This is a genomic window from Streptomyces sp., from assembly GCF_019510245.1.
GTDB lineage: Bacteria > Actinomycetota > Actinomycetes > Streptomycetales > Streptomycetaceae > Streptomyces.
This window is the reverse complement of sequence record NZ_JAEKKT010000164.1, coordinates 1-23,407: the sequence shown is the minus strand read 5'-3', so window position 1 is coordinate 23,407 and position 23,407 is coordinate 1. Positions and strand designations below refer to the sequence as shown.

The window sequence follows — 23,407 nt, the reverse complement described above, 5'->3', positions numbered from 1 at the left end:
GTCGCGTCCCGTTGCAGGTCACCGGACTCGTCCTCACTCGGACGGTGGGGAGGCGGACAGGCCCTGCCGGGTCTCCCGACCGCTCGCGGCCTACGACCAGCGACTCGTGAAGGGAGCCTTGACCATGACACAGGAACTCCGGGGGATGCGGGTGGGAATTCTGGCCACCGACGGCGTCGAGCGCGTGGAACTCGACCAGCCGCGCGGTGCGCTGCAGGGCGCAGGGGCGAAGACCGAGATCGTCTCGCTCCACCCCGGCGAGATCCAGGCCCGCCAGTTCGACCTCAACGCGGCCGGAACCTTCCCGGTGGACCGCCTGGTCGCCGACGCCTCCGTCGACGACTACCACGCGCTGCTCCTGCCCGGCGGCACCATGAACCCTGACCAGTTGCGCATGGACCGCGACGCGGTGCAGTTCGTCAAGGACTTCATGGCCAGCGGCAAACCGGTCGCATCGATCTGCCACGGTCCGTGGACCCTGGCGGAAGCCGACGCCGTGCGCGGCCGCCGTCTGACGTGCTGGCCCAGCATCCGCACCGACCTGCGCAACGCCGGCGCGGAGGTCGTCGCCGACGAGGAGGTGGTCGTCGACGGGCAGCTGGTCACCAGCCGCGGCCCAACCGACCTGCCCGCCTTCTGCGCCGCCGTCGTGGAACAGTTCGCCCGGGCGCACCACCCCATACCCGGCTGACTCGGCGGCCTGGTCGCGGGCGCCGCACAGTGGGGTGGGGCCCGCGGTCTGCTGGGCCCGTCTCCCGCGGGGCGATCAGGGGGCGGTCGCTTCCCTGCGACTGCCGTTCCGTGGCGCCGCGCAGCCGCGTCGAATGCCGCCGCACCCCCCGCGCCCCGAACCCGGCTGCCCGGTGCTCAGCCCCTCGCGCTGTCGTCAGGAGCGCGCGAGCCGGGCCGCGAGATAGGGCGCGGTGGCGCTGCGGCGGCCCCTCGCCACCTTGGCCGGCGGGCCCTCCGCGACCACCCGCCCGCCCACGTCGCCGCCGCCCGGACCGAGGTCGATGACCCAGTCGGCGGTGGCGATCGTGTCCAGGTCGTGCTCGACGAGGACGACCGTGTTGCCGGCGTCGACGAGCCGGTGCAGCTGTCGCAGCAGCAGCGCGATGTCCGAGGGGTGCAGCCCCGCCGTCGGCTCGTCGAGCAGGTAGAGCGCGTGGCCGCGGCGGGCCCGCTGCAGTTCGGTGGCCAGTTTGATGCGTTGCGCCTCACCGCCGCTGAGTTCCGTCGCGGGCTGGCCCAGCCGCAGATACCCCAGTCCCACCTCGCGCAACGTCTCCAGACTGCGGGAGGCGGCCGGGACGGCGGACAGGAACGTGGCGGCGGCGTCGACGGACAGCGCCAGCACTTCCGCGATGTTCCGGCCGCGGTAGGTGACTTCCAGCGTTTCGGCGTTGTACCGGGCGCCCTCGCAGGTCGGGCACGGCGCGTAGGTGCCGGGCAGGAACAGCAGTTCCACCGCGACGAATCCTTCGCCCTGGCAGGTCTCGCACCGCCCCTCGGGCACGTTGAAGGAGAACCGCCCGGCCGAGTAGCCGCGCGCCCTGGCTTCGTCCGTCGCCGCGTACAGCTTGCGCACCGCGTCGAACATCCCGGTGTACGTGGCCAGGTTGGACCGCGGCGTCCGGCCGATGGGCCGTTGGTCGACCCGGACCAGCCGGTCGAACGACTCGACCCCGGACGCGTCCTGGACGTCGACCTCCAGTTGCGCCTCGTCGGGCTCCTCGGGTACGAGTCCGAGGTGGCCGCGGACGACCTCGGCGAGCACCTGCGTCACCAGCGTCGACTTCCCGGAACCGGACACGCCCGTCACCGCCGTCAGTACGCAGAGCGGTACGTCGACGGACACGTCGTGCAGATTGTGGCGGGAGACGCCGCGCAGGTGCAGCCAGCCGTGCGGGGTGCGCGGGCGGTGATCGAGCGGCTGGGCGCGCCCGAACAGGTACCGGCTCGTGGCCGACTCCCCGACCCGCTCGAGACCGGCGACCGGGCCGCTGTACAGCACGCGTCCGCCGCCCTCGCCCGCGCCGGGGCCGATGTCGACCACCCAGTCCGCCCGCCGTACGACGTCCATGTCGTGCTCCACGACGAACAGCGAGTTGCCCGCCGCCTTGAGGCGGTCAAGCACCTCCAGCAGCGGTTCCGCGTCAGCCGGGTGCAGGCCCGCGGAGGGTTCGTCGAGGACGTAGACGACGCCGAACAGCCCCGAGCGCAGCTGGGTGGCGATCCGCAGGCGCTGCGCCTCGCCGGGCGACAGGGGCGTCGAGCGGCGCCCGAGGCTGAGGTATCCGAGGCCCAGGTCGAGCAGTACGTCGATCCGCGCGACCAGATCGCCGCAGATCCGGACCGCGACCTCGGTCGTCTCCCCGGATCGGGCGGTCGACGTGGTGGCGTCGGCCTCGGACCGCCCGGCGACGGGCCGCAGCAGCGCCACGACCTCGGTGAGCGGCATCGCGTTGATCTCCGCGATGGAACGTCCGGCGAAGGTCACGCCGAGCGCCTCGGGCCGCAGTCCGCTGCCGTGACAGGCGGGGCAGGGCACACTCCTGACGAACCGGAGTGCCCGTTCGCGCATCTTCTCGCTCTTGGAGTCGGCGAGGACGTGCATGACGTGCTTGCGGGCGCTCCAGAACTTGCCCTGGTAGCCGTAGTCGACGCGGTCCTCCTCCGGCTCGATGTACACGGAGGGCTGCTCGTCCGTGTACAGCAACCAGTCCCGGTCCTTCTTCCTGAGCCTGCGCCACGGCCGGTCGATGTCGATCCCCAGGCCGTTCACGACGCTGCGCAGGTTGGCGCCCTGCCAGGCGCCCGGCCAGGCGGCGATCGCCCCCTCCCGGATGCTCAGCGAGGGGTCCGGGACGAGCAGGTCCTCGGCGACGTCGTGCACGACGCCCAGCCCGTGGCACTCCGGGCAGGCGCCGGCCGCGGTGTTGGGTGAGAACGACTCGGCTTCCAGCCGTGCGGCCCGGGGCGGATAGGTGCCGGCGCGGGAGTAGAGCATGCGCAGCAGATTGGACAGCGTGGTGAGGGTGCCGACCGTCGAGCGCGAGCTGGGCGACCCGCGTCGCTGCTGCAGGGCCACGGCCGGTGGCAGTCCGGTGATCTCCTGCACGTGCGGTGCGCCGACCTGTTGCAACAGCCTTCGGGCGTACGGTGCCACGGACTCGAAGTAGCGCCGCTGGGCCTCCGCGTAGAGCGTGCCGAACGCGAGCGAGGACTTGCCCGAACCTGAGACGCCGGTGAAGGCGACCATCGCGTCCCGCGGAATGTCGACATCGATGTTCCGCAGGTTGTTCTCACCGGCGCCCCGGACATGTACGAAGGGGTCGGTCGCGTCCTCGTTCACCGTTCCTGATTACCTGATCGCGTCGGCAACCGCGCGACGGGCGCCGTCACCGAGCCCCGCTCCCAGGCACCGTTGATGCGTAGGTGGGCGAGAAGGGAACTGTGTCCCCAGGCCTCACCACGAGGAGGATCTGACCCGTACCGCCTGCCCCTGCCGGCAGGGGCCAGCGTGTCACGCAGCGTCGGCGTTACCTCGGCGGCATCCTGTGGGCACTCGCGATCGCGGGGTAGCCGACTAGAGGGAGTCATGCGGGTGTCGTCTCAGGACGTTACGGTCGTGGCTCTTCTGGCGGACCCGGACGCGCCCACGGAGATCGCGCAGCGCATGGCCCGGATACTTCCTGATCGGCTCGCCGGCAGGTCAGGCCAGGAACGGCGGTTCGGCGTGGAGGTGGTCAGTGAGCCCTTCACCGCAGGGACCGAGGACCTGTCCACATTGACGCGCCGGATCATGGACCGCAGAAGTGCGGGGCACTGGGACGTCGTCGTGGCCCTCACCGACCTTCCGCTGCACTCACATGGGCGCAAGCTCATGTTGGATCTGAGTCACGAACACGGCCTGGCGCTGTTGTCTCTTCCCACGCTGGGGGGTTTCCGGCTGCAGACCAGGGCCCGGCAGGCCGTGGAAGAAGCCGTGCTCAGCCTGGCGGGCCCCGCGGCCCCTGGGGCTGAGGGGCCTCCGGGAAGTCAGCCACTGCGGGGGCCCTTCACCTGTCGTCTCGCGCCTGTCCATCCGGGCCAGGTCGGCGAGGAGGAGATCGCCGATCTGCGGTACGTCGTCACGGGGCCGCGCGGTTACCTGAGAGTGCTCCTCGGTATGGTCCGCGCCAACCGGCCGTGGCGCTTGGTACCGGGCTTGTCGAAAGCGCTGGCGGCCGCACTCGCCACGGGAGCAGTCGCCACCGTGAACTCCACCATCTGGAACCTGGCCACCTCCCTGAGCACGCCACGCCTGGTGATCGCCACGGTCGGGTCCGTCGCTCTCATGATCGGCTGGCTGATCGTGGACGCGGACCTGTGGCATCGAACGGATGAGGTCTCACCGGAGGCGAGGAAGAGGACCCATCTCTACAACACCTCGACGGTCGTGACCGTGGGTATCGGGGTGGTCGTCTGCTACGCGGGTCTGGTGGTCATCAACCTGGTGTGGGCGCTGTTCATCCTCAACGACCGGCTGTTCGCCTCCACGACACGAACGCCGCTGCACGCCACGCAGTACTGGACCCTGGCCTGGTTCGTCGCATCGGTCGCCACGGTGGGCGGCGCGCTGGGATCAGGCTTGGAGAGTGATGAGGCGATCCGGGCAGCCGCCTACTCCAAGCGCGAACAGGAGCGTCGCAGCCTGCTGCTCGACGACGGTGACTAGCGGGTGACCTGGGTCGGAGACGTGCCCGTCGGTCGGGGGTCGTCCGGGTTCGGGGATTCCGCTGATCGGCTGGTGCGTGGTCGTTTCGCCCAGGGGCCGAGGGGCACCCGGACGCAGCGCCGCCGGAGCGCCGAAGCTCCGCCCGGCGGCCCGACGGCAACGACCGTTCCATCTGATCCAGGTGGACGGCCCGCGGAGGCGTGCGGAGCCACGGACCTTGTCGGCACTTCCGAGAGTCAGGCTCTCTGCGTCCTCTCCAGCACCGCCATGCCGTGACATCCAGGGAAGCCACCATGAAAGCAGCGGTATACGAAGGACCGCGGACGGTCGCAGTGAAGGACGTACCGGACGCGAAGATCGAACATCCTTGCGACATCATCGTCAAGATCACCACCACCAACATCTGCGGTTCGGACCTGCACATGTACGAGGGCCGCACCTCGTTCGAGTCCGGCCGCACCCTGGGACACGAGAACCTGGGCCAGGTGGTGGAGGTCGGCTCGGCCGTTCGCAAGGTGCAGGTCGGCGAGTACGTGGTCCTGCCCTTCAACATCGCCTGCGGCTTCTGCAAGCAGTGCGAGCAGGGTCTGACCAACTACTGCCTGACCATGCAGCCGGAACCCGCCCTCGCCGGAGCCGCCTACGGATTCGCCGACATGGGCCCCTACCAGGGCGGCCAGGCGGAACTGCTGCGCGTGCCCTACGGCGACTTCAACGCGCTGCGTCTGGGCGAGGACGCCGCCGAGCGGCAGACCGACTACGTGATGCTCGCCGACATCTTCCCCACCGGCTATCACGCCACCGAGATGGCCCACGTCAAACCGGGCGACCAGACCATCGTCTTCGGAGCCGGTCCCGTCGGGCTGATGGCGACCTACTCCGCCCTCCTCAAGGGCGCCGGCCGCGTCTGGACGGCCGACCACCAGCCCGACCGGCTGCGCAAGGCGGAGGAGATCGGGGCCATCCCCATCAACACCGCCGAGCAGAACCCGGCGGAGGTCGTCAAGGAGGCCACCCTCGGTCTGGGCGCCGACAACGGCTGCGAATGCGTCGGCTACCAGGCACACGACCCCCAGGGACACGAGGACGCCAGCCTCACGCTCAACGGCCTGATCGACTCGGTCAGGTTCACGGGCAACATCGGCGTGGTGGGCGTGTTCCTGCCCCAGGACCCCGGCGGCGCGGAGGCCCAGGGCGAGCTGGAGGCCCAGGGCAAGGTCCCGATCGACTTCGGCATGATGTGGTTCAAGGGCCAGCAGATGGGGACCGGGCAGGCGCCGGTGAAGAGGTACAACCGGGCCCTGCGGGACCTGATCGCCGGCGGGAAGGCGAAGCCGAGCTTCGTCGTCTCCCACGAACTCAGCCTGGACGAGGCCCCCACCGCCTACGAGCACTTCGACGCCCGTGACGACGGCTGGACCAAGGTGGTCCTGCATCCGAACGGACACGGCAACGGCCACAAGCGGTAAGAGACTCGGGGCCGCCGTGCCCCCTGTTTCCCCCGGACCGGTCCGGGGGAAACGTGTCGAGCTGCCCGTCCCCCGGACGGGGCCATGGGCAGTGGCCGCGATCCGGACGCATCTGAACCGACAACAACTGCCCGCGCTCCGGCACGGAGGACGGACGGCGGACGCTCAGCAGCGCCCGCAGTGCCAGCACCCCGTCGGGCGGCTGCGGCCCCCAGCCAGTTCGCGGGCCGTGTGGGAGGCCTCCTTGCCCGTCGGCTGCCGCGCCTCGACCAGGCCGACGCGACCCGGCAGGGCGTTCCGGCCAGGCGGACACCCGTGACGTGGCTGCGGGCCTTCGGGGAGGTCGTACGGACCGGGCTCACGATCGAGGAGACGCGGCTGGAGCCCCTGCCCGCGCTGCGCGCGGCCGCTGGGGTGGCGATCGTCATCGGGCCGGCGCTGTGGCTGGTCTCCCCCGCGTACGCCGCGTCCGCCGCCCTCGGCGCCTACTCCGCGGGCGGGGCCACCTTCCAGCGCAGCTGGCGTCCGCGCAAGGTCGTCGCGCTCGGCGCGGGCGCGGGTCTGGCGGTCAGCACCTTCGTGGGCTACCTGGCGGCGGGGCGACTCGTGACGTTTCTTCCGCTGCTGGCCGTATGGGCCTTCGCCGCGGGAACGGCGTGGGCCGTCGGATCGACCGCCGGGATCGTCGCTGCCACGACCGTGGGCAGCATGCTGGTGACCGTCACCCTGCCCACGAGCGTCGGGCGAGCCCTGGAGCACGCCGGGGTCATCGCGCTCGGGGGCGTGACGCAGGCCGTGCTGATCCTGCTGTTCCCGATCCGGCGTTGGGGAGCGCATCGTGACGCGCTCGCCGACGCCCTGGCCGCCGTCGCGGACTACGCCCGCCGGTTGCGGCACGACCCGACCGCGCCGTTCGACCCGGAGCCGTTGATGACGGCTCGGGACGCGGCCGCGGTGACGCCGTCACAGGCCCGTACCCGTCCGCCCGTCCTGCACGGCCCCCGGGGACTCGCCGAGCGCATTCGGCCGGTGGTCGCGGCGCTCGCCGACCCGGACGTGGGCGCCCCGGCGGAGGGACCCGGGCGGGACCGTGCGCGGGAGTTGCTCGACGCGGCCGCCCGTTCGATCCGACGCGGCACTCCCGCCGAGGTGCGGCCCGAGAGCACGGACGTCCTGCGCGTCGACGAGGAGCACGAGGTGCTGGAGGGCCCCGCGCGGCAAGCCGCCGAGCGGCTCGTGGAACTGCTCGGCGAGGCGTTGGAGATCGCCGGGAGCGGCTGCGCGCGTGGGCGGACGGCCACGCCGCCCGGCCCCGACGGCGCTCGGTTCCTGGTGCGCCCGACAATGCTCCGGCTGGTCCCGGTCGTCGTCCGGGCGGTGCGCCGTGAGCTGCGCCGGGACTCTCCCGTGTTCCGGCACGCCGTCCGCCTGGCGGCGGTGGCCACGCTCGGCTATCTGATCGCCGCCCGGCTACCCCTCGGCCACGGCTACTGGGCGCCCATCGCCTCGGTGATGGTGATGCGGCCGGACTTCCACCGGACGTACGCGCGTGCGGTGGCCCGTCTCGCCGGGACCCTGGCGGGGGTCGCGCTCGCCACCGGCGTGGTGCGGGCCCTGGGCCCGGACGCCCATGTGTCCGGCGCGCTGGCGGTGGTCTCGGCGGGCCTGTCGTACACGCTGAACCGTACCGGCTACGCCTACTCCCAGTGCTTCACCGCCTCATACGTCGTCTTCCTGCTCGGCATGGGCGGCCAGGCATGGGAGCAGACGGTCCCGGAGCGGGTGCTGCTCACCCTGCTCGGCGGGGCCCTGGCAATGCTGGCGTACGTGGTGTTCCCCGCATGGGAGACACCCCGACTGCCGAGTCGGCTTGCGGACTGGCTCGCCGCCGACGGCCGCTACGCGGCCGCGGTGGTCCGCGACTACGCCGAACCGACCCGGGAGCATCATGCCGACATGCGCAGGGCACTGCTGGAGAGCAGGGAGGCACGTGCCGCCTGGCAGGAGGCATACGACCGGGCACGGCGGGAACCGGTCCGCCCCAGGGGTCTGACGTCGCAGGAGGCGCAGGAGGCGCAGGAGGCGCAGGAGGCGCAGGAGGCGCTCAAGGGGTTCGGCCGGGCAGCGATGCTCATGGAGAGCCACGTCCCGCGGGCCGACAGCCTTTTTGTCCCCGAGGCGGGGCGATTCCCCGAGGCGGAGCGATCAGAGAGCGCGACACCTCCTGCAACGGGCAATAGTCTCCCGGCCGCGTCGAGCCCCGCCACACGTACGCCGGTCTCGCCATCACGAGAATCAGACCCGCCAGGGTCAGCCGTTCTGAGCCCGTCCCTTCTGGCCGACCCGGCCGTAGTCGGCCCTTGAGGCGATGCGCCGGAACCCCGGACCGGACGCCGCCTTCGGGGTGAGCTGCGCGATCAGTGCCCGGGCGGGGGCACAAGTTCAGTCGGCCGCCGCGACCGCGTCCCTGATGAGGCGGCGAGCGGCCGCATCGGTACGGGCGACGTCATGGGTCACCAGGCGGTCCTGACACAGACCGCGCAGGCCGGAGACGAGGAGTGTGGCCCCGGTCCGCGCCTGCTGCGGCGAGTGCCCCAGCCGGACGTACGCCGCGGCGATGGGGGCGATCATGACCTCGACGGTCTCGGCCGCGATGCTGCCGTACTGCTCGGGGTCGGTGGCGGCCAGGCTGAGCAGCTGCAACAGCATGCGAATCGGCCCTGACTGCTCCCCGACGGTCATCGCTTCCCACAGGGCAAGGGCCGCCGTGCGCAGTCCCGCGGTGTCGCCGACGTCGTCGAACATCGCGTGGGCGTCGGGGCGGCTGGCGGCCAGGGCTTGGGCCAGCAGGTTCTCACGGCTGCCGAAGTAGTACAGAAGCATGCGCTTGGTGGTGCCGATGGACTCGGCGAGCGGACTCAACGACATCTGCGCGACACCGTGGTGCTGGAGGTGGTGCACCACCAGCTTCAGCAGCTCGGCGCGCTTTTCGGCATTGACGGGGCGAGGCACGGCTTTGACTGTACCGATCGGTACGCGTAGGGTCCAACGGGTGTAGATGTGCCGATCGGTACATTTATTGAAGGGCGCCGTCCCGATGGTCGGGCGCGGACGGCCGAGAGGAGCGCCGTGAAACTGGTTGGATCGCGGGTGGTACAGGACGACCGGCATCGAAGAGGCGGCCGTCGGATCGTCGGGCATCCGGTCGGCCGCGTGCACAGTGACATGGCTCGCCGGGGCGCCCGGGGGGTGGTTCGGTGAAACACCGGACCGAGCGTCCCCGCGGTGTCACCTTGGTCAAAGTCCTGGCCGAGACCCTGACGATCCCGGCCCTGCTCTTCCTCGGGCTGCTGTTCTGCTTCCCCATGGCCTTCCACCAGCCTCAGCCCGACCACGCGAAGCTCGTGATCGCCGGCGCCCCGGTGGCGGACAAGGTCGACACCGCTCTGCAACGGCAGCATCCCGGCGGGTTCGACGTCACCGCCGTGACGGACGCCCGGGAAGCCCGCCGGGCGGTACTGGACCGGGACGCCGTGGCCGGCTTCGCCGCGCAGGGCAAACACGCCGTGCTCTACGTGGCCGGGGCCAACGGGGTGAGCCTCGACCAGGCCCTGACCAAGGGCTTCACCCAGCTTGCGGCGCACAACCACCAGAAGCTGACGATCACGGACGTGGCGCCCCCCGTGAGCAAGGACGGACTCGGCACGACCCCGGTGTACTTCGCGGTCGCCTGGAACATACCCGGCTACATCCTCGCGACCTCCCTGCTGCGGGCGGTGACCCTCAACCGCCGCAAGAAACTGCTGACGGTCGCGTGCTTCGCCGCGGTGTTCAGCGCCGTGGGGTTCTTCGTGGGCGTGGGACTGGGCTACCTGCCCGACTCCCCCGCCGCCCTGGCGATCGCCTTCTTGCTCACCACCGCGGTGGGCACGTTCTCCCTCGGCATGGCGCCTTTCGTCAAGCACTTCTTCCCGCTCGCGGGTCTGGGCCTGTACATCGTGCTGAGCGTGCCCTCCAGCGGCCTGGTCCCCGTCCAGCTGCTGCCGAGGTTCTTCCAGGGCCTGCACACCGTCATGCCCCTCGGCAACGCGGTCGACGGCCTGAGAGGGGTCCTGTACTTCGACGATGCGGGCGTGCTCCAGCCGGTCCTCGTGCTGTGCGCATGGATCACGGCAGGTGTGACCCTGCTGGCTCTTGACGCGTGGCGGCACCACCGCAGGGCCGCACGACAGGGAGCCGAGGACGAGCACGAGGACATTCCGGAACCGCCGGTGGAGGACCCCTCCGTGGAGGCACCCGTGCCCACGGCACTTCCGGTCCGCCCCCATCACTTCGGCGAGCTGCTGCCGATGCTGGAGGGCACCGTCCACGACGGCGAGCAGCAGCCCGTCCGCCATGCCTCGGTGACCGTCATGGACACCAGTGGCCGGCAGGTCGTGCGAACCGCGACGAACGCGCGGGGCGAGTACGCCGTGACCGGTCTGCCCGAGGGATACATCAATGTGGTGGTCTCGTACCCCGGCCGCAACCCGCTGGTGCACCAGAAGCTCCTGCAGTCCGGTGTGGCCGTCCGGGCCGACTTCACCCTGCACGACCGACGCGACCGGACGACTCGCGCGGCGGCTCAACCCCTCGATCTCGAACCCACGAGACGCGGATCCTGAGGAGCTGACCGACTGCCGCTCGGCATCTGGTGACCCGGACCACCACAGCGCGGGACATGAGGGGGGCACTTCGCGCCCCGGCCCTCGGATCTGCCGCAACACGGAAATCGGAGCAATAGATTCCATATCAGCAGCAGTCCCGCCCGCGTGGCCGCAGTGGCACGTGCCCCCAGCTGAGAACGCGGCCCGGTCCGGGCGCGGCCAAGGCCCCTGAGGCGCAGCGACAGGAAGCTCGCGGCCCGGCGCCGTCATTCTCGAAGGAGTTCCGCCGATGAAGACTGTCACCCATTGGATCGCAGGCAAGCCCTACGGAGACGTCTCGGGCGCCTCAGGCACCTGGGGCCCCGTGACCGACCCCGCGACCGGACAGGTCACCACGCGGGTGGCCATGGCCGGCGCCGACGAGGTCGACGCCGCGGTCGCCGCGGCGAAGGAGGCCTACGCCACCTGGCGCACGTCCCCGCTGGCTCGGCGGACCGCGATCCTCTTCCGCTACCGCGCCCTGCTGGACGCGCACCGCGACGACATCGCCGCGCTGATCACCGCCGAGCAGGGCAAGGTCCACGCGGACGCACTGGCCGAGGTGGCCCGGGGCCTGGAGATCGTCGAGCTGGCCTGCGGGCTCGGCACGGCGCTCAAGGGGGACACGTCGACCGAGGTGTCGAGCAACGTCGACGTGGCCTCGGTCCGCCAGCCGCTCGGTGTGGTCGTCGGCATCTCACCGTTCAACTTCCCCGCGATGATCAGCATGTGGATGTTCCCCATGGCGATCGCCTGCGGGAACACCTTCGTGCACAAGCCGAGCAGCAAGGCCCCGTCCGCGTCCATACTCCTCGCGGAGCTCGCGGCGGAGGCCGGCGTGCCCGACGGCGTGCTCAACATCGTGCAGGGCGACGAGGTCGCGGTGGACGCACTGCTGGACCACCCGGACGTGGCGGCCGTGTCGTTCGTGGGCTCCACGCCGGTCGCCCGCCACGTCTACAGCCGGGCGTCCGCCGGTGGCAAGCGCGTCCAGGCCCTCGGCGGTGCGAAGAACCACATGCTGGTGCTGCCCGACGCCGATCTCGATGCGGCGGCCGAAGCCGCGGTGTCCGCCGCCTACGGCTCCGCGGGCCAGCGCTGCATGGCCGTCTCCGTGGTGGTCTCGGTCGGCTCGGCGGGCGACGCGCTGGTCTCCCGGATCGCCGAGCGCGCCGCGAAGGTCAGGATAGGACCGGGCAACGACCCGGCGTCCGAGATGGGCCCGCTCGTCACCAAGGCGCACCGCGACGAGGTCGCGCAGTACGTCGCGGGCGCGGCCGCCCAGGGAGCCGACGTGGTGCTCGACGGCCGCGGCTTCACTGTCGAGGGCCTGGAGAACGGGCACTGGATGGGTATCTCGCTCCTCGACAGGGTCAGCACGGACTCGGACGCGTACCGCAACGAGATCTTCGGTCCGGTCCTGTGCGTGCTCCGGGCAAAGACCTACGAGGAAGCCATGAACATCATCAACGGCTCCCCGTTCGGCAACGCCGGCGCCATCTTCACCCGTGACGGCGGCGCGGCCCGCCGGTTCCAGTTGGAGGTCGAGGTCGGGATGGTCGGCGTGAACGTGCCGATGCCGGTGCCGGTGGGCTACCACTCGTTCGGCGGCTGGAAGGACTCGGCCTTCGGCGATCACCGCATGTACGGCGGGGAAGCCGTGCACTTCTACACGCGCGGCAAGGTCATCACGAGTCGCTGGCCCGATGCTGCCGAGACGGCGTCCGGTCCGGACCTGCGCTTCCCCGCGTCCCGCTGACGCCCGCTCAGCAGCTGCCCGGTCCCCCGGGTCGCCGGTGCGGTCGCAGGCCTGCCCCCGGGGCCGCCCGGCGTCCGGGGCGGTCGGATTCCCGGGAACAGTGACGCTTGCGCGGCGGTGAACCGCCACGCCATCGCGCAACCGGGGAAGGCAGCGGAGGCAAGACCCCTTCCGCCAGACGCACTCTGAAGAGGGGCGCGCGATCGACGCGGGCCCGGATGGAGGCAGACGTATGTCCGAGAAGAACCACGCCACGGTGGCGGTCACCGGGGTGACCGGGGCGCTGGGCAGCCGGATCGCGGCCCGGCTGGCCGATCGCGGCGTCCCGCAACTCCTCGTCGGGCGCAGCCCCGACCACATGCCCGAACTGCCTGGCGCCCAGCGACGCGGCCCGGCCGCCTACGCCGACGCCTCCGCCATGCGCAAGGCGCTCGAGGGCGCGTCGACCCTCGTCCTGGTCTCCGCACACCGCACGGGCCGCCGACTGGAGGAGCACGCCAGTGCGGTCGAAGCCGCGATCGCGGTCGGCGTGGACCGGGTTCTGTACGTGTCCCTCGTCGGCGCGGCGCCCACCGCCACGTACCTCAACGCCCGCGACCAGTGGCTGACCGAACAGTTCCTGGCAGGGGCCGGGATCCGCCACACGGTACTCCGGGCCGGCTTCTACACGTCGACGCCGGCTGCCCTCGCCGACGAGGAATTCGTCGTCAGCGGCCCGACGAACACCGGCCGGGCCGCCTTCGTCACCCACGAGGACATCGCCGACGTGATCACGGCCGTCGCCCTGGACGAGGGTCCCCGCTCCGAGCACGACGGCGCGATCCTTGAGATCACCGGGCCCGAGGCCCTGACCCTCGACGAAGCGGTCACCCGGATCGCCGCGGCCACCGGCCGGCCCTACCGCTACGAACCCGAGACCCTCGAGCAGGCCTTCGCACGACGATGGCGGCGGGGCATGAGCGGGAACCAGATCGAAACCTGGATCTCGTGGTACCAGGCGATCGAGAAGGGGGAGATCTCCGTGGTCACCGACGTGGTCCCCCGGCTCACCGGCTCACCGGCGACTCCCGTCTCGGACGCGGCCTGGTGGCCCGCACCGAACACCGCGCGCGGCACCGCTGAGCTCGCAGCCCCGGCCAGCGCCGTCGGCGACGCAGCGTCCGGGGCGTGACGGTCCCCGCAGGCCATCCGCCGGGGCGTGGCTGCCGGTCGACGTGGCGCACCGCCCCTCAAGGTCACCGGTGACGGGCCGATGACATCACCCGCGAAGACCCGTGTCCGGAGGCCGGCGTCCGAGCAGGAAGGGGCAGAGTGCGGCGAATGCGGCGAAGGAGTGGAACCACCGAGCCCTCGGACACCGACGACGACCGGATTCCGGCTGACGACCGTCGAGGGTGAATCAGTCACAGGAGGACGTGCCGGCGCAGCCACATGTGCGCGGCGCTCTCGGCGTCGGCGAACCTGGCACGTCCTGCCTCGGTCAGTGTGACCTCGACCGTCCTGCGGTCTCTGCCGCGGCGATTGCGTTCGATCAGTCCTGCAGCCTGCAGGTTCTTCAGGAGGGCGGACATCCGCGTCCCTGATTCCTGGAGGAATGCCGTCAGCTGGGTCACGGGCACGGGCCCGCCCTCGGCTCCGGCAAGGGCACCGAGAACGAGGTAGTCGTGGAGCGACAGACCGTGCCGCGCCCGCAACTCGCCGTGCAGGAGGCCAAGACTCCACAGGATCGGTGGAGGCTGCCGTGCGGTGTCCGCCGGATCGCAATCGATCATGTTGGTTCCCCGGGTGTGCTTGCCGGCCGCGGGCTCGCGGCCACATGGTCGTAACCCGGTTCCCCGCGAGGCTGATTGCGGGCCGGTAAGACGTGAAGCCCTCGGATCAGGACACCACATCGTCCGCGCCCGTTCCGCCCTTAGGCGGCGGTCGCCCGCGGCAGGCGGTCTGGCCTATGTCCCAATATGAGGCTGATGTGGCCCGGAGGACCGTCTGTCCCCGTTATCTCGCGGATTTAGAGTCGTCAACGCGACGTGCTCGCAGTGGTTGGTCTGTGAAGCGGGGTGCCGGATCCGGGGGTACGGAACACGTGGGGCAGACGGCTGTCGGGGTTGCGTCGGGATCGTAGGGCTTCACACAGGGAAGAAGGCGTTCTACGCCATGGCCTCGCAATCAGACACCGCTCGAACCGTGGTTCACGGACTGGATTTCGGACTCAACGCATGGGTCGTGGACGAGCAGCGGCAACGTTTCCTACGCGACCCGGGCTCGGTCGAGCAGACATGGCGGGACTTCTTCGCAGTCCCGGGAGCCCTGGCCGCCGCGGCGTCCTTGCCCATCGCGGCTGCCCAAGGCGCATCGCCGACCCGGCCGGTGGGCGCCGTCTCGACTCAGAACCGTGAGGACGGCGACGAGGCCGCGCTCAGGGCCGTCCGGGTCGCGGCGCTCATTCACGCCTACCGCGTACGCGGCCATTTGATGGCCGGCACGGACCCGCTCGCGGCGCAGCCCGCCGCCGCCCATCCGGAACTGGAGCTCGCCGCGTTCGGACTGCACGGCACGGACAGAGCACAGAACGTCGTCGTGGACGGGTTCGCCGGGCGCGCCGTGACAACACTCGATGAAGTGCTGGGCGCTCTAAGGGAGTTCTACTGCGGCAGTGCCGGGTTCGAGTACATGCACATCCAGGACTCCCGCGAACGCCGCTGGATCCAGCAGCGCCTCGAGAGCCCGCAGCGTCGGCCGGACCGTGCCCGGCAGCTGCGGATCCTGTACCGGCTGGGGGCGGCGGAGGCCTTCGAGACGTTCCTGCAGACCAAGTACGTCGGCCACAAGCGGTATTCGCTCGAAGGCGGCGAGTCGGCCGTCGTACTGCTGGACGCCCTGCTGCACAGTGCCATCGAGGACGGTGTCGCAGAGGCCGTTATCGGCATGGCGCACCGCGGCCGGCTGAACGTCCTGGCCAACATCATCGGCAAGTCCTACGCGCAGATCTTCAGCGAGTTCGAGGACGCGGTGGACCTCGAGTCCGTGCAGGGTTCAGGAGACGTGAAGTACCACCTCGGCGCAGCGGGCACCTACCGCGCTCTGCAGGGCGGAACGATCGCCGTCTCGGTCGTGGCGAACCCCTCCCATCTGGAGATCGTGGGCCCGGTCACGCAGGGAGTGGTGCGCGCCAAGCAGGATCTGGCGGCAGAACACAGTGGGTCCGCGCGCGTCCTGCCGGTCGTCGTCCATGGAGATGCGGCGTTCGCCGGCCAGGGGGTGGTCGCCGAGACGCTGAACATGTCGCAGCTACCCGGCTATCGCACGGGCGGGACGGTTCACGTCGTGGTCAACAACCAGGTGGGCTTCACGACTTCGCCCGCCAGCGGCCGCTCCAGCACTTACGCCACCGATGTGGCGCGGATGGTGGAGGCCCCGATCTTCCACGTCAACGGCGACGATCCGGAGGCCGTCGACCGCGTCGCGCGGCTGGCTTTCGAGTACCGCCAGACTTTCCGCAAGGACGTCGTGGTCGATCTGGTCTGCTACCGGCGCCACGGCCACAGCGAGGTCGACGACCCGTCCATCACGCAGCCGGTCATGTACGACCGCATCGATGCCAGGGCGTCGGTGCGCACGCTGTACGCCGAGGCCTTGGTGACACGCGGCGACATCAGCGAACGGCAGGTGGAGGGTGCCCGCCGCGACTACCAGGACCACCTTGAGAAGGCCTTCGCCGAGACCCGGATGCTGCCCGCTCCCCGCGCCGCCGAGGACGTTCCCGGCTCCGGCACCGGTGCCGGACTGGACACCACGCCGCGCACACCACGGCGGGCGGTGACCGCGATCGGCGAGCCGACGATGCGGCAGGTGATCGCCTCGCAGGCCGACCTGCCGCCGGGCTTCACCGTGCACCCACGCGTCCTGCCGCAGCTCCACCGGCGTACGCAGACACTCGACACCGGCGCGGTCGACTGGGCCACCGCGGAGCTGCTGGCGATCGGTTCACTGCTGCTGGAGGGCGTCCCGGTGCGGCTGGCCGGGCAGGACTCCCGGCGCGGCACCTTCGGCCAGCGCCACGCCGTGTTGACAGACCGGCGAACGGGTGCGGAGCACACGCCGTTGCGCTCCCTCGGCCCGCGGGCCGCAGGTTTCGCGCCGTACGACTCGATGTTGTCCGAATTGGCGGCGCTGGCCTTCGAGTACGGCTACGCGCTGGCCCGCCCCGAAGCCCTGGTGCTGTGGGAGGCCCAGTTCGGGGACTTCGCCAACGGCGCGCAGACGGTCGTCGACGAGTACATCGCCTCGTCCGAGCAGAAGTGGGGCCAGCGCTCCGCCGTGACGCTGTTGCTGCCCCATGGTCTGGAAGGCCAGGGCCCGGACCACTCCTCCGCCCGGATCGAGCGCTTCCTTCAGATGTGCGCACAGGACAACATGACCGTGGCCATGCCCTCCCTGCCGGGCAACTACTTCCATCTGCTCAGGCAGCAGGCACTGGACGGCCGCAGGCCGCTGGTGGTCTTCACCCCGAAGTCGATGCTGCGGTCGAAGACGGCCACCTCGGCCCCGGCCGAGTTCACCCAGGGCGGCTTCCGCCCGGTCCTGCCGGACGACACCGTGGACCCGGCCCGGGTCACGCGCGTGCTGCTGTGCTCGGGCAAGGTCTTCTACGACCTCGACGCCCGGCGGCACGCCTCGGGCTCGACCGACACGGCGATCGTCCGCGTGGAGCGCCTCTACCCGTTCCCCGACGAGGAGTTCGAAGCGGAACTCGCCCGCTTCCCTTCGGCCGCGGACGTACGGTGGGTGCAGGAGGAGCCGGAGAACCAGGGTGCATGGTCGTTCGTCGCGCCGCGTCTGCACCGGCTGGCGCGGCGCGCCGTGGAGTGTGTGAGTCGGCCCGAGGCGCCCGCGCCCGCGGTCGGCTCGGGCCGCCGGCACGCTGCGGAGCAGAAGGCTCTCGTGGCGTCGGCCTTCCAGTGACCAGCGGCTCGCGCGGTGCGCATCGGCTGTCCACCGCGTACCCGGTCGCCCCAGCTGTGCCTGGACGCGACAGGTGTCACTTGGGCACGGTTGCCGTCATCAAGATCAATTCGGGGGTGACGGCTCGCTCGGTTCTGAGAACGGCAGCGGTAGGTGGTCCGCGGAGGCGCCCGGGCGGCTGCGGCCGGAGATATCTAGGCTGGCACTACTACGGAAGGGGCGGTGCCATGAATGCGGAGTCCCGGATCAGGGCTGCGATCGAGGAGCATTGGCAGGCTTCGGAACGAGGAGACTTCGAGGCCGAGCATGCGATCTACGCTGCGGACGCGGTGCTGGACTATCCGCAGTCGGGCGAACGTTTCCGAGGGCGCGAGACGATCGCGGCGCAACGCGGCGGGCACCCGGCCGACCGGCGCTTCACCATCCGGCGCATCACAGGCCACGCGGATGTATGGGTGAGCGAGTGCGTCATCACCTACGACGGCGCGCCGTCGTACTCGGTGAGCGTCATGGAATTCGCCGACCAGCAGGTCGTACACGAGACACAGTACTTCGCCGCTCCCTTCGGCACGCCCGCGTGGCGGGTCGCGCTCGCAGAGCCGATGCCGGGGCGGACCATCGAGGAAGCCTGATTGGCCTCGTCCGGCGCGGCCGGCCTGTCGGAGTTCGTCGATTGCCTGAGCTCGCCGCATACCTCAAGGGCATCAGGCGCGCTTGCCGTCGCCTGCGGTGTGCGTGGTACGGAAGCGAGCGCGGTAGGCCCCCGGCGTGATGCCGAGGTTGCGCGTGAAGGCCCGGCGCAGCGACTCCGGTGACCCGAAGCCGGTGCGCCGGGCCACCGTGGCCATGGGGTCGTCGCTGTCTTCCAGCATCGCCTGGGCAGCTTCCATGCGGACCTGCTCGACGTAGCGGGCCGGGGTCGTGGTCATCTCGTCGTGGAACAGGCGTGTCATGTGGCGGGCACTCACACCCGCCCGGCGCGCCATGGCGGTAAGGGTGTGCGGGGCGGACGGGTCCTCGGCGACCGCGTCCAGGACCCGGCGCAGCATCTCCTGTCTCGCGCGCGGGGTGTGGGTACGGACACTGAACTGCGACTGGCCGCCCGGCCTCTGCATGAACACGACCATGTCCTTGGCCACAGCACGGGCGACGTCGGCGCCGAGGTCCTCCTCGACCAGGGCGAGCGAGAGATCGATGCCCGAGCTGACGCCCGCGGAGGTCATGATGTGACCGTCGCGCACGAACAGGGCGTCCGCCTCTACGGTCACCTGCGGATAACGCAGAGCGAGCTGGTCGGCGAAGCGCCAGTGCGTCGTCGCCTTGCGTCCGTCAAGCAGTCCGGCCGCGGCGAGGAGGAAGGCTCCGGTGCAGATGGACGCGGTGCGGCAGCTGCGCGCGTCGAGCACCCCTATGGCATCCAGCAGGGTGTCGTCCTTGACGAGGGAGGGCCACTCCGGGCCACCGGGAACGACGACCACATCGCTGGCCTCCTGCACCTGCGCGGCAGCCAGGTCGACGCGCAGTCCGGTGCCGGCCGCGGTAACCACATCGGCGCCGTCCGGCGAGACCGTGCGTACGCGGTAACGGCCGCCGAATTCGTTGGCCGTCGTGAACACCTCAATCGGGCCGGTCACGTCGAGCAGCCGTACGCCGGGGAAGACCAGCACGGTCACCAGGAGCGGCTTCCTGCCTGACGGCCTGTCGTTCATCGTGCGCCTCCCGGACGGACTGGGCCCCATAGCGGAAGACACCATCATCCGCCCGGCGACGCCCCGCCGCGCCCGCGCCCGCGCTGAGTGTCGTCCGCGTCCCTGAGGCATGATGCCGCGTTCCCTTGTGTTGGATCGAGGCCTCGGGTTTCGGTGCCTCACCCGCTTTCAGCGGTCGACTGCCGTCTCGTCATGGCCGCATATGCGGCCACAACACGCTCAGACAAGGACATCGGGGCATCCTGCCGGCACTTGGCAACGGGCCTGGACGGTGCTCGATGTCTTGGTCTGACGGCGTCATGACGGGGAGCGTGCGGCGGTGGATGTGGACTGGGTGCTGTGGTCGGCCGGTACGGTGCCGGGTCTTGCCACCACCTGCACGATTCCGTATCCGGATTCCGTATCTGATGGTCACGCGCCACCGTTTCACGCCGGACGCGGCGTTCGGCGGCTGGCTGTTGCCGGTGGTGCCGCCGATGGTCTCCGCCGCGACGGGCGCGCTGCTCGTCCCGCGGACGCCGACCGGGCAAGTGCGGCCGGCTCTGCTCCTGGGCTGCTACTCGATGCTCGGCCTCGGGCTGATCGCGGTCCTGCTTGTGGCGGCCGTGGTCTACAGCCGCCTGGTGCATCATGACGCGCCCGTCGGTGCGGTGGTGCCCACGGTGTGGATCGGTGTGCACCGGATCAGGCGGTGACAGCGCGGGGGACGCCGGCCACGGCGCTGACCGTACGGGAAATCCGCAGCGGCCTGCCCTCGCACCCCGCTGGTGGTCCTTCGTCTTCCCCCTCGGCGCCTGCGTCACCGACACCAGCGCGCTCGCCGCACATTCCGGCTCGCGGCTGTTCGTCTGGGATCGCCGTCGTCCTGTATGCCCTGCTCGTCGCCGCCTGGATGCCGGCCGACCGAATGTGCGCCTTCGCTGTCCGTATCTGCGGCCACGCACACCCGGCCCCTGCGAGTTGAACACCTCAGGGAAAGTCCGTAGGCCGGGCCGGCTTGCTCGACCGCCTCCCAAGACAGCGTCCGGGGACACGGCGGCGGCCCGAGCGAACAGAAAGCGATCAGTGATGACTCCGATCAGTCCCACTCCCGAACCGGATCCGCGCAGGTGGCGCGCGCTCGGGATCATCTGCCTGGTGCAGGTGATGCTGCTCCTTGACGTGACCGTGGTCAACGTCGCGCTGCCCCCCATCCAGCGCGATCTCGGCTTCACGACCACGGGCCTGGCATGGGTCGTCAACGGCTACACCGTCACCTACGGTGGGTTGCTGATGCTGGGCGGGCGCCTCGGCGATCTGCTCGGCCGCAGACGCCTCTTCCTGACCGGATTGGCGATCTTCGCGCTGTCGTCGGCGAGCGCCGGAGTGGCCCAGCAAGCCGGTGTACTGATCGCCAGCCGTTTCGTACAGGGCGTCGGTGCGGCACTCGTCAGCCCGGCGGCCCTGTCCCTGGTGACGCTGCTGTTCACACAGCAGCAGGAAAGGGCACGGGCCATGGCCATCTGGAGCGGCCTGGCCGGAGTTGGTGTGGCCCTGGGAGTCGTGCTCTCGGGCGTCCTGACCACCATCGCCTCCTGGCGCTGGATATTCTTCGTCAATCTGCCCATCGCCGCCTTCGCGTTTTTCGCCACCTTCAAGCTCGTCTCCGAAAGCCGGGCCACCAAGCGCGGTCGGCCTGACGTGCTCGGCGCCATGACGGTCACCCTCGGTCTGCTCCTGGTCGTGTTCGGCCTCCTGGAGAAGGACAGCCACGCATGGCTCTCGTTCTCCGTCCTGGGCTGCGTCGGGATCGGTGTGCTCTGCTTGATCGGGTTCGTGCTGGTGGAGGCCCACGCCGCCCAGCCCCTGATGCCCCTCGCATTCCTGCGCTCGCGTAACCGGAGCATCGCCACCGTCGTTCGTATCTGCTACTATGTCGGCTTCGCCACCCTCTTCTTCTCGCTGAGCCTGTATGTCCAGCGCATACTGCACTTTTCCGCGCTCGCGACCGGATTCGCCTTTGTACCGTTCGGGTTGGTCATTCTTTTCAGCGCCACCGTGATGGCACAGCGCATCCTTCCCCGGTTCGGTCTGCGGGCCCTGAACGGAGGTGGGCTTGCGGTCACCACGGTCGGCTACCTTCTCCTTGCCGGGCTGAGCAGCCACGGCACCTATGTGGCCGCCGTGCTGCCCGGACTGATCCTCGTGCCGCTGGGAGGCGGCCTCGTCCTCGTCGGATCCACTGTCGCCGGAGTGGACGGCGCCACCGGTGAGGACGCGGGCATCGCCACCAGCATGAACAATGCGTCCATGCAGATCGGCAGTGCCATCGGTCTGGCCGCCCTGGTCTCACTGGGCACCGGCCACGCCGCCGTGCTGCAGCGTGCGGGCGCCGACCCGGTGACCGCTGCCGCGCACGGTTACGGCTTCAGCTTCACCATCGCCGCCGGCGTGACGGCCTTCGGCGCGTTCCTCGGCTTCGTCGGGATCCACCCGACGCCGACCGAGACTCCGACGGTGAGGGCCGACGCCAGGCAGCGCGTGGGCTGACTTGCCGCCGGCGGCCAAAGCGCGAGTCCGGGGCCGCGACGGGCCTGGCGGAATGGCGCTGGCGCGGCGTCTCAGGGGACACAGTGGGGCCACGCTCGAAGAGGCCGAGTGCGAACCAGGTGTTCGTGCGGCGGCGGTACTCATGGCCCCACTCTTCTCGAACTGCCGCTCCGCATCGCCATCCCCCTGCCCGGCCGCCCGGCAGGCGGGTCTCCACCAGGACGCACCGGGCGCGCACGACCAGTACTGCTCACATCACACGCACAGGCAGGACGACAGGCATGACCGCAAACGACCGTCTCGACTACTTCAAGCCACAACTGGTCGTCATCCCGTGTGGCAGCCGCAAACTGGGCTCGCCCGCACGCTCGGCAGACATCTACGTCGGCTCCTACCACCGGGCATGCCGCAAGGCGGCCGATGCACTGCAACCTGACCGGCTGCTCATCCTCTCGGCACGCCACGGGTTCCTCGACCTCGACGACGTCATCGAGCCGTACGACACACCCCATGGCACAGCCGAGGCAGTAACGAGCCAGGTCCTTCTGGAGCAGGCAACCGTGCGGGACATCCTGGCCCTCGACCCCGTGGTGGCCCTCGGCGGCGCACGACACATCAGCCTCGTTCGCTCAGTCTGGCCGCACATCCACACGCCGTTGGCCGGAGCACGCGGCATGGGTGAGCAAATGGCCCGGCTTGCAGCATTGCGCGAGGGACGGGACTACATCTGACACAACGCCACGTGCGGCGGCCGCACGGCGGGGCGGCCTGGCAGCGGCCTCAAGGCCGCACCAACAGGGGTCAAGGCGGCACGGGGATCAACCTCGCCGCCCTGCGCCACGGCACGGACGCCCAGCACGCTGACAGCTGGGCTCGACGCCTGGACGACCCCGGGGTGCCACATTCGCCTGTACGGGACGCCGTTTCCGCCGAATTCATCTCCGCGGCCGACCCGGACGGCATCGCCTGGGAGTTGTGGGCCGCCAAGCCGAGGCACTGAGCACGGCTGAAGTCGACGCCGACCTTTTCCTTCAACCGCAGAGGGGGCATGGCACACGATCGCGAGTGGCCTGCCCGAGGCGTGTTGCGCCGACAGCAGCCGGCCGACGTCGGCGTCGAACGCCAAATCCGACATCGGCCATGGCCGCCAGGCAGGTACACCGCGTCGTGGTCCTCAAGACGGACGTCCGACGGCTTCAGGGGCCGCCGCATCACCTCCGCAGAGCGGATGATGGCCTCCAGTTCGAGGGCCCCCTCCTCACCACCCGCCATGAGCCAACCGCAGCTCGGCCATTCCCCCGGGCGAGACCGCCGGCCACGTCCCACCCGCAACGCGCGCACGGGCATGCGCAGGTTGCGGGCCACACTCGGCGCGCGAGTGGATAGCGCGAGTGCCGGTGAAGCGGTCAGATCGCGGGACTGATCGACTCAGCCACCGCTCTTACGCCTGAACGACCGCTGGCTCGCAGCCGGGCCGTGCGCGGCACGCACCTTCGACGCATCCGGGTTGGCGGCAACATCGGCGGCGTCCGCCTGCGCACCGCGCTTGCGCGCCAAGGCTTCGCGGAACTTTC

At 70.5% G+C, this 23,407-nt stretch carries 18 protein-coding genes; 13 read left to right on the top strand and 5 right to left on the bottom strand.

The features are described from left to right. Positions 1–124 precede the first annotated feature (124 nt). On the top strand, positions 125–691 hold the full coding sequence (locus JF597_RS31425) for a type 1 glutamine amidotransferase domain-containing protein (protein ID WP_294003104.1): 567 nt from the start codon (positions 125–127) through the stop codon (positions 689–691). Positions 692–886: 195 nt separating this feature from the next. Here JF597_RS31425 and uvrA read toward each other — a convergent pair whose 3' ends face one another. Continuing rightward, positions 887–3,355 carry an excinuclease ABC subunit UvrA gene (uvrA, locus tag JF597_RS31420; RefSeq protein WP_294003102.1) on the bottom strand — a complete coding sequence of 823 codons (2,469 nt, stop codon included), beginning with the start codon at positions 3,353–3,355 and terminating at the stop codon, positions 887–889. Positions 3,356–3,601: 246 nt separating this feature from the next. Here uvrA and JF597_RS31415 point away from each other — a divergent pair, with 246 nt between their 5' ends. The 3 genes from JF597_RS31415 to JF597_RS31405 all read left to right on the top strand — a co-directional run bounded on the left by JF597_RS31415 (position 3,602) and on the right by JF597_RS31405 (position 8,553). Next, positions 3,602–4,720: a hypothetical protein gene (locus JF597_RS31415; protein ID WP_366916470.1), complete on the top strand. Its 1,119-nt coding sequence runs from the start codon at positions 3,602–3,604 to the stop codon at positions 4,718–4,720. Between the two features lie 293 nt (positions 4,721–5,013). After that, positions 5,014–6,189 (top strand): glutathione-independent formaldehyde dehydrogenase, encoded by a 1,176-nt coding sequence (locus JF597_RS31410; protein WP_294003097.1) that lies wholly within the window; start codon positions 5,014–5,016, stop codon positions 6,187–6,189. Positions 6,190–6,504: 315 nt separating this feature from the next. Then, positions 6,505–8,553, top strand: a complete 2,049-nt coding sequence (locus JF597_RS31405; RefSeq protein WP_294003095.1) for an FUSC family protein — start codon at positions 6,505–6,507, stop codon at positions 8,551–8,553. A 78-nt stretch (positions 8,554–8,631) separates the two neighbouring features. Here JF597_RS31405 and JF597_RS31400 read toward each other — a convergent pair whose 3' ends face one another. After that, positions 8,632–9,201 (bottom strand): TetR family transcriptional regulator, encoded by a 570-nt coding sequence (locus JF597_RS31400; RefSeq protein ID WP_294003093.1) that lies wholly within the window; start codon positions 9,199–9,201, stop codon positions 8,632–8,634. Positions 9,202–9,482: 281 nt separating this feature from the next. Between JF597_RS31400 and JF597_RS31395 the strand changes: the two genes are divergently transcribed. The 3 genes from JF597_RS31395 (at position 9,483) to JF597_RS31385 (ending at position 13,804) form a co-directional block, all read left to right on the top strand. Next, entirely contained in the window at positions 9,483–10,853 is a 1,371-nt protein-coding gene (locus JF597_RS31395) for a carboxypeptidase regulatory-like domain-containing protein (protein ID WP_294003091.1), read from the top strand. A gap of 271 nt (positions 10,854–11,124) precedes the next feature. Beyond that, positions 11,125–12,633, top strand: coding sequence for a CoA-acylating methylmalonate-semialdehyde dehydrogenase (locus tag JF597_RS31390; protein ID WP_294003088.1), 1,509 nt, complete (start codon positions 11,125–11,127; stop codon positions 12,631–12,633). A gap of 232 nt (positions 12,634–12,865) precedes the next feature. Further along, on the top strand, positions 12,866–13,804 hold the full coding sequence (locus tag JF597_RS31385; RefSeq protein ID WP_294003086.1) for an NAD(P)H-binding protein: 939 nt from the start codon (positions 12,866–12,868) through the stop codon (positions 13,802–13,804). 232 nt (positions 13,805–14,036) lie between these two features. On the opposite strand, the gene JF597_RS31380 is transcribed toward JF597_RS31385, so the two are convergent. Then, a complete protein-coding gene (locus tag JF597_RS31380; protein WP_294003084.1) occupies positions 14,037–14,405 on the bottom strand; it encodes a MarR family winged helix-turn-helix transcriptional regulator in 369 nt (122 codons plus the stop codon). A 382-nt stretch (positions 14,406–14,787) separates the two neighbouring features. On the opposite strand from JF597_RS31380, the gene JF597_RS31375 reads away from it, so the two are divergent. Both JF597_RS31375 and JF597_RS31370 read left to right on the top strand, forming a co-directional pair. Continuing rightward, positions 14,788–17,595: a multifunctional oxoglutarate decarboxylase/oxoglutarate dehydrogenase thiamine pyrophosphate-binding subunit/dihydrolipoyllysine-residue succinyltransferase subunit gene (locus JF597_RS31375; protein ID WP_294003082.1), complete on the top strand. Its 2,808-nt coding sequence runs from the start codon at positions 14,788–14,790 to the stop codon at positions 17,593–17,595. 227 nt (positions 17,596–17,822) lie between these two features. Next, positions 17,823–18,227, top strand: a complete 405-nt coding sequence (locus JF597_RS31370) for a nuclear transport factor 2 family protein (protein WP_294003080.1) — start codon at positions 17,823–17,825, stop codon at positions 18,225–18,227. A 72-nt stretch (positions 18,228–18,299) separates the two neighbouring features. Here the strand turns inward: JF597_RS31370 and JF597_RS31365 are convergent, their stop codons facing one another. Next, the gene (locus JF597_RS31365) at positions 18,300–19,304 is read right to left on the bottom strand and encodes a GlxA family transcriptional regulator (protein ID WP_294003078.1); all 1,005 of its coding nucleotides are present in this window, start codon (positions 19,302–19,304) and stop codon (positions 18,300–18,302) included. Positions 19,305–19,711: 407 nt separating this feature from the next. Between JF597_RS31365 and JF597_RS31360 the strand changes: the two genes are divergently transcribed. The 4 genes from JF597_RS31360 (at position 19,712) to JF597_RS31345 (ending at position 22,833) form a co-directional block, all read left to right on the top strand. Beyond that, the gene (locus JF597_RS31360; protein ID WP_294003076.1) at positions 19,712–19,999 is read left to right on the top strand and encodes a hypothetical protein; all 288 of its coding nucleotides are present in this window, start codon (positions 19,712–19,714) and stop codon (positions 19,997–19,999) included. Between the two features lie 442 nt (positions 20,000–20,441). After that, the gene (locus tag JF597_RS31355; protein WP_294003074.1) at positions 20,442–21,833 is read left to right on the top strand and encodes an MFS transporter; all 1,392 of its coding nucleotides are present in this window, start codon (positions 20,442–20,444) and stop codon (positions 21,831–21,833) included. A gap of 281 nt (positions 21,834–22,114) precedes the next feature. Further along, the gene (locus JF597_RS31350) at positions 22,115–22,564 is read left to right on the top strand and encodes a DUF6884 domain-containing protein (RefSeq protein ID WP_294003072.1); all 450 of its coding nucleotides are present in this window, start codon (positions 22,115–22,117) and stop codon (positions 22,562–22,564) included. 11 nt (positions 22,565–22,575) lie between these two features. Further along, entirely contained in the window at positions 22,576–22,833 is a 258-nt protein-coding gene (locus tag JF597_RS31345) for a hypothetical protein (protein ID WP_294003070.1), read from the top strand. A 428-nt stretch (positions 22,834–23,261) separates the two neighbouring features. Here JF597_RS31345 and JF597_RS31340 read toward each other — a convergent pair. Beyond that, on the bottom strand, positions 23,262–23,407 hold a 146-nt coding region (locus JF597_RS31340; protein WP_292904257.1), incomplete at its 5' end, for a DUF5302 domain-containing protein.

Excerpts from the sequence above, each read along its gene's own strand:
- JF597_RS31415 (WP_366916470.1), top strand. The coding sequence starts at position 3,602 with ATGCGGGTGTCGTCTCAGGACGTTACGGTCGTGGCTCTTCTGGCGGAC.
- JF597_RS31390 (WP_294003088.1), top strand. The coding sequence starts at position 11,125 with ATGAAGACTGTCACCCATTGGATCGCAGGCAAGCCCTACGGAGACGTC.
- JF597_RS31350 (WP_294003072.1), top strand. The coding sequence starts at position 22,115 with ATGACCGCAAACGACCGTCTCGACTACTTCAAGCCACAACTGGTCGTC.
- JF597_RS31360 (WP_294003076.1), top strand. The coding sequence starts at position 19,712 with ATGGTCACGCGCCACCGTTTCACGCCGGACGCGGCGTTCGGCGGCTGG.
- JF597_RS31365 (WP_294003078.1), bottom strand. The coding sequence starts at position 19,304 with ATGAACGACAGGCCGTCAGGCAGGAAGCCGCTCCTGGTGACCGTGCTG.
- JF597_RS31375 (WP_294003082.1), top strand. The coding sequence starts at position 14,788 with ATGGCCTCGCAATCAGACACCGCTCGAACCGTGGTTCACGGACTGGAT.
- JF597_RS31385 (WP_294003086.1), top strand. The coding sequence starts at position 12,866 with ATGTCCGAGAAGAACCACGCCACGGTGGCGGTCACCGGGGTGACCGGG.
- JF597_RS31425 (WP_294003104.1), top strand. The coding sequence starts at position 125 with ATGACACAGGAACTCCGGGGGATGCGGGTGGGAATTCTGGCCACCGAC.
- JF597_RS31410 (WP_294003097.1), top strand. The coding sequence starts at position 5,014 with ATGAAAGCAGCGGTATACGAAGGACCGCGGACGGTCGCAGTGAAGGAC.
- JF597_RS31380 (WP_294003084.1), bottom strand. The coding sequence starts at position 14,405 with ATGATCGATTGCGATCCGGCGGACACCGCACGGCAGCCTCCACCGATC.
- JF597_RS31370 (WP_294003080.1), top strand. The coding sequence starts at position 17,823 with ATGAATGCGGAGTCCCGGATCAGGGCTGCGATCGAGGAGCATTGGCAG.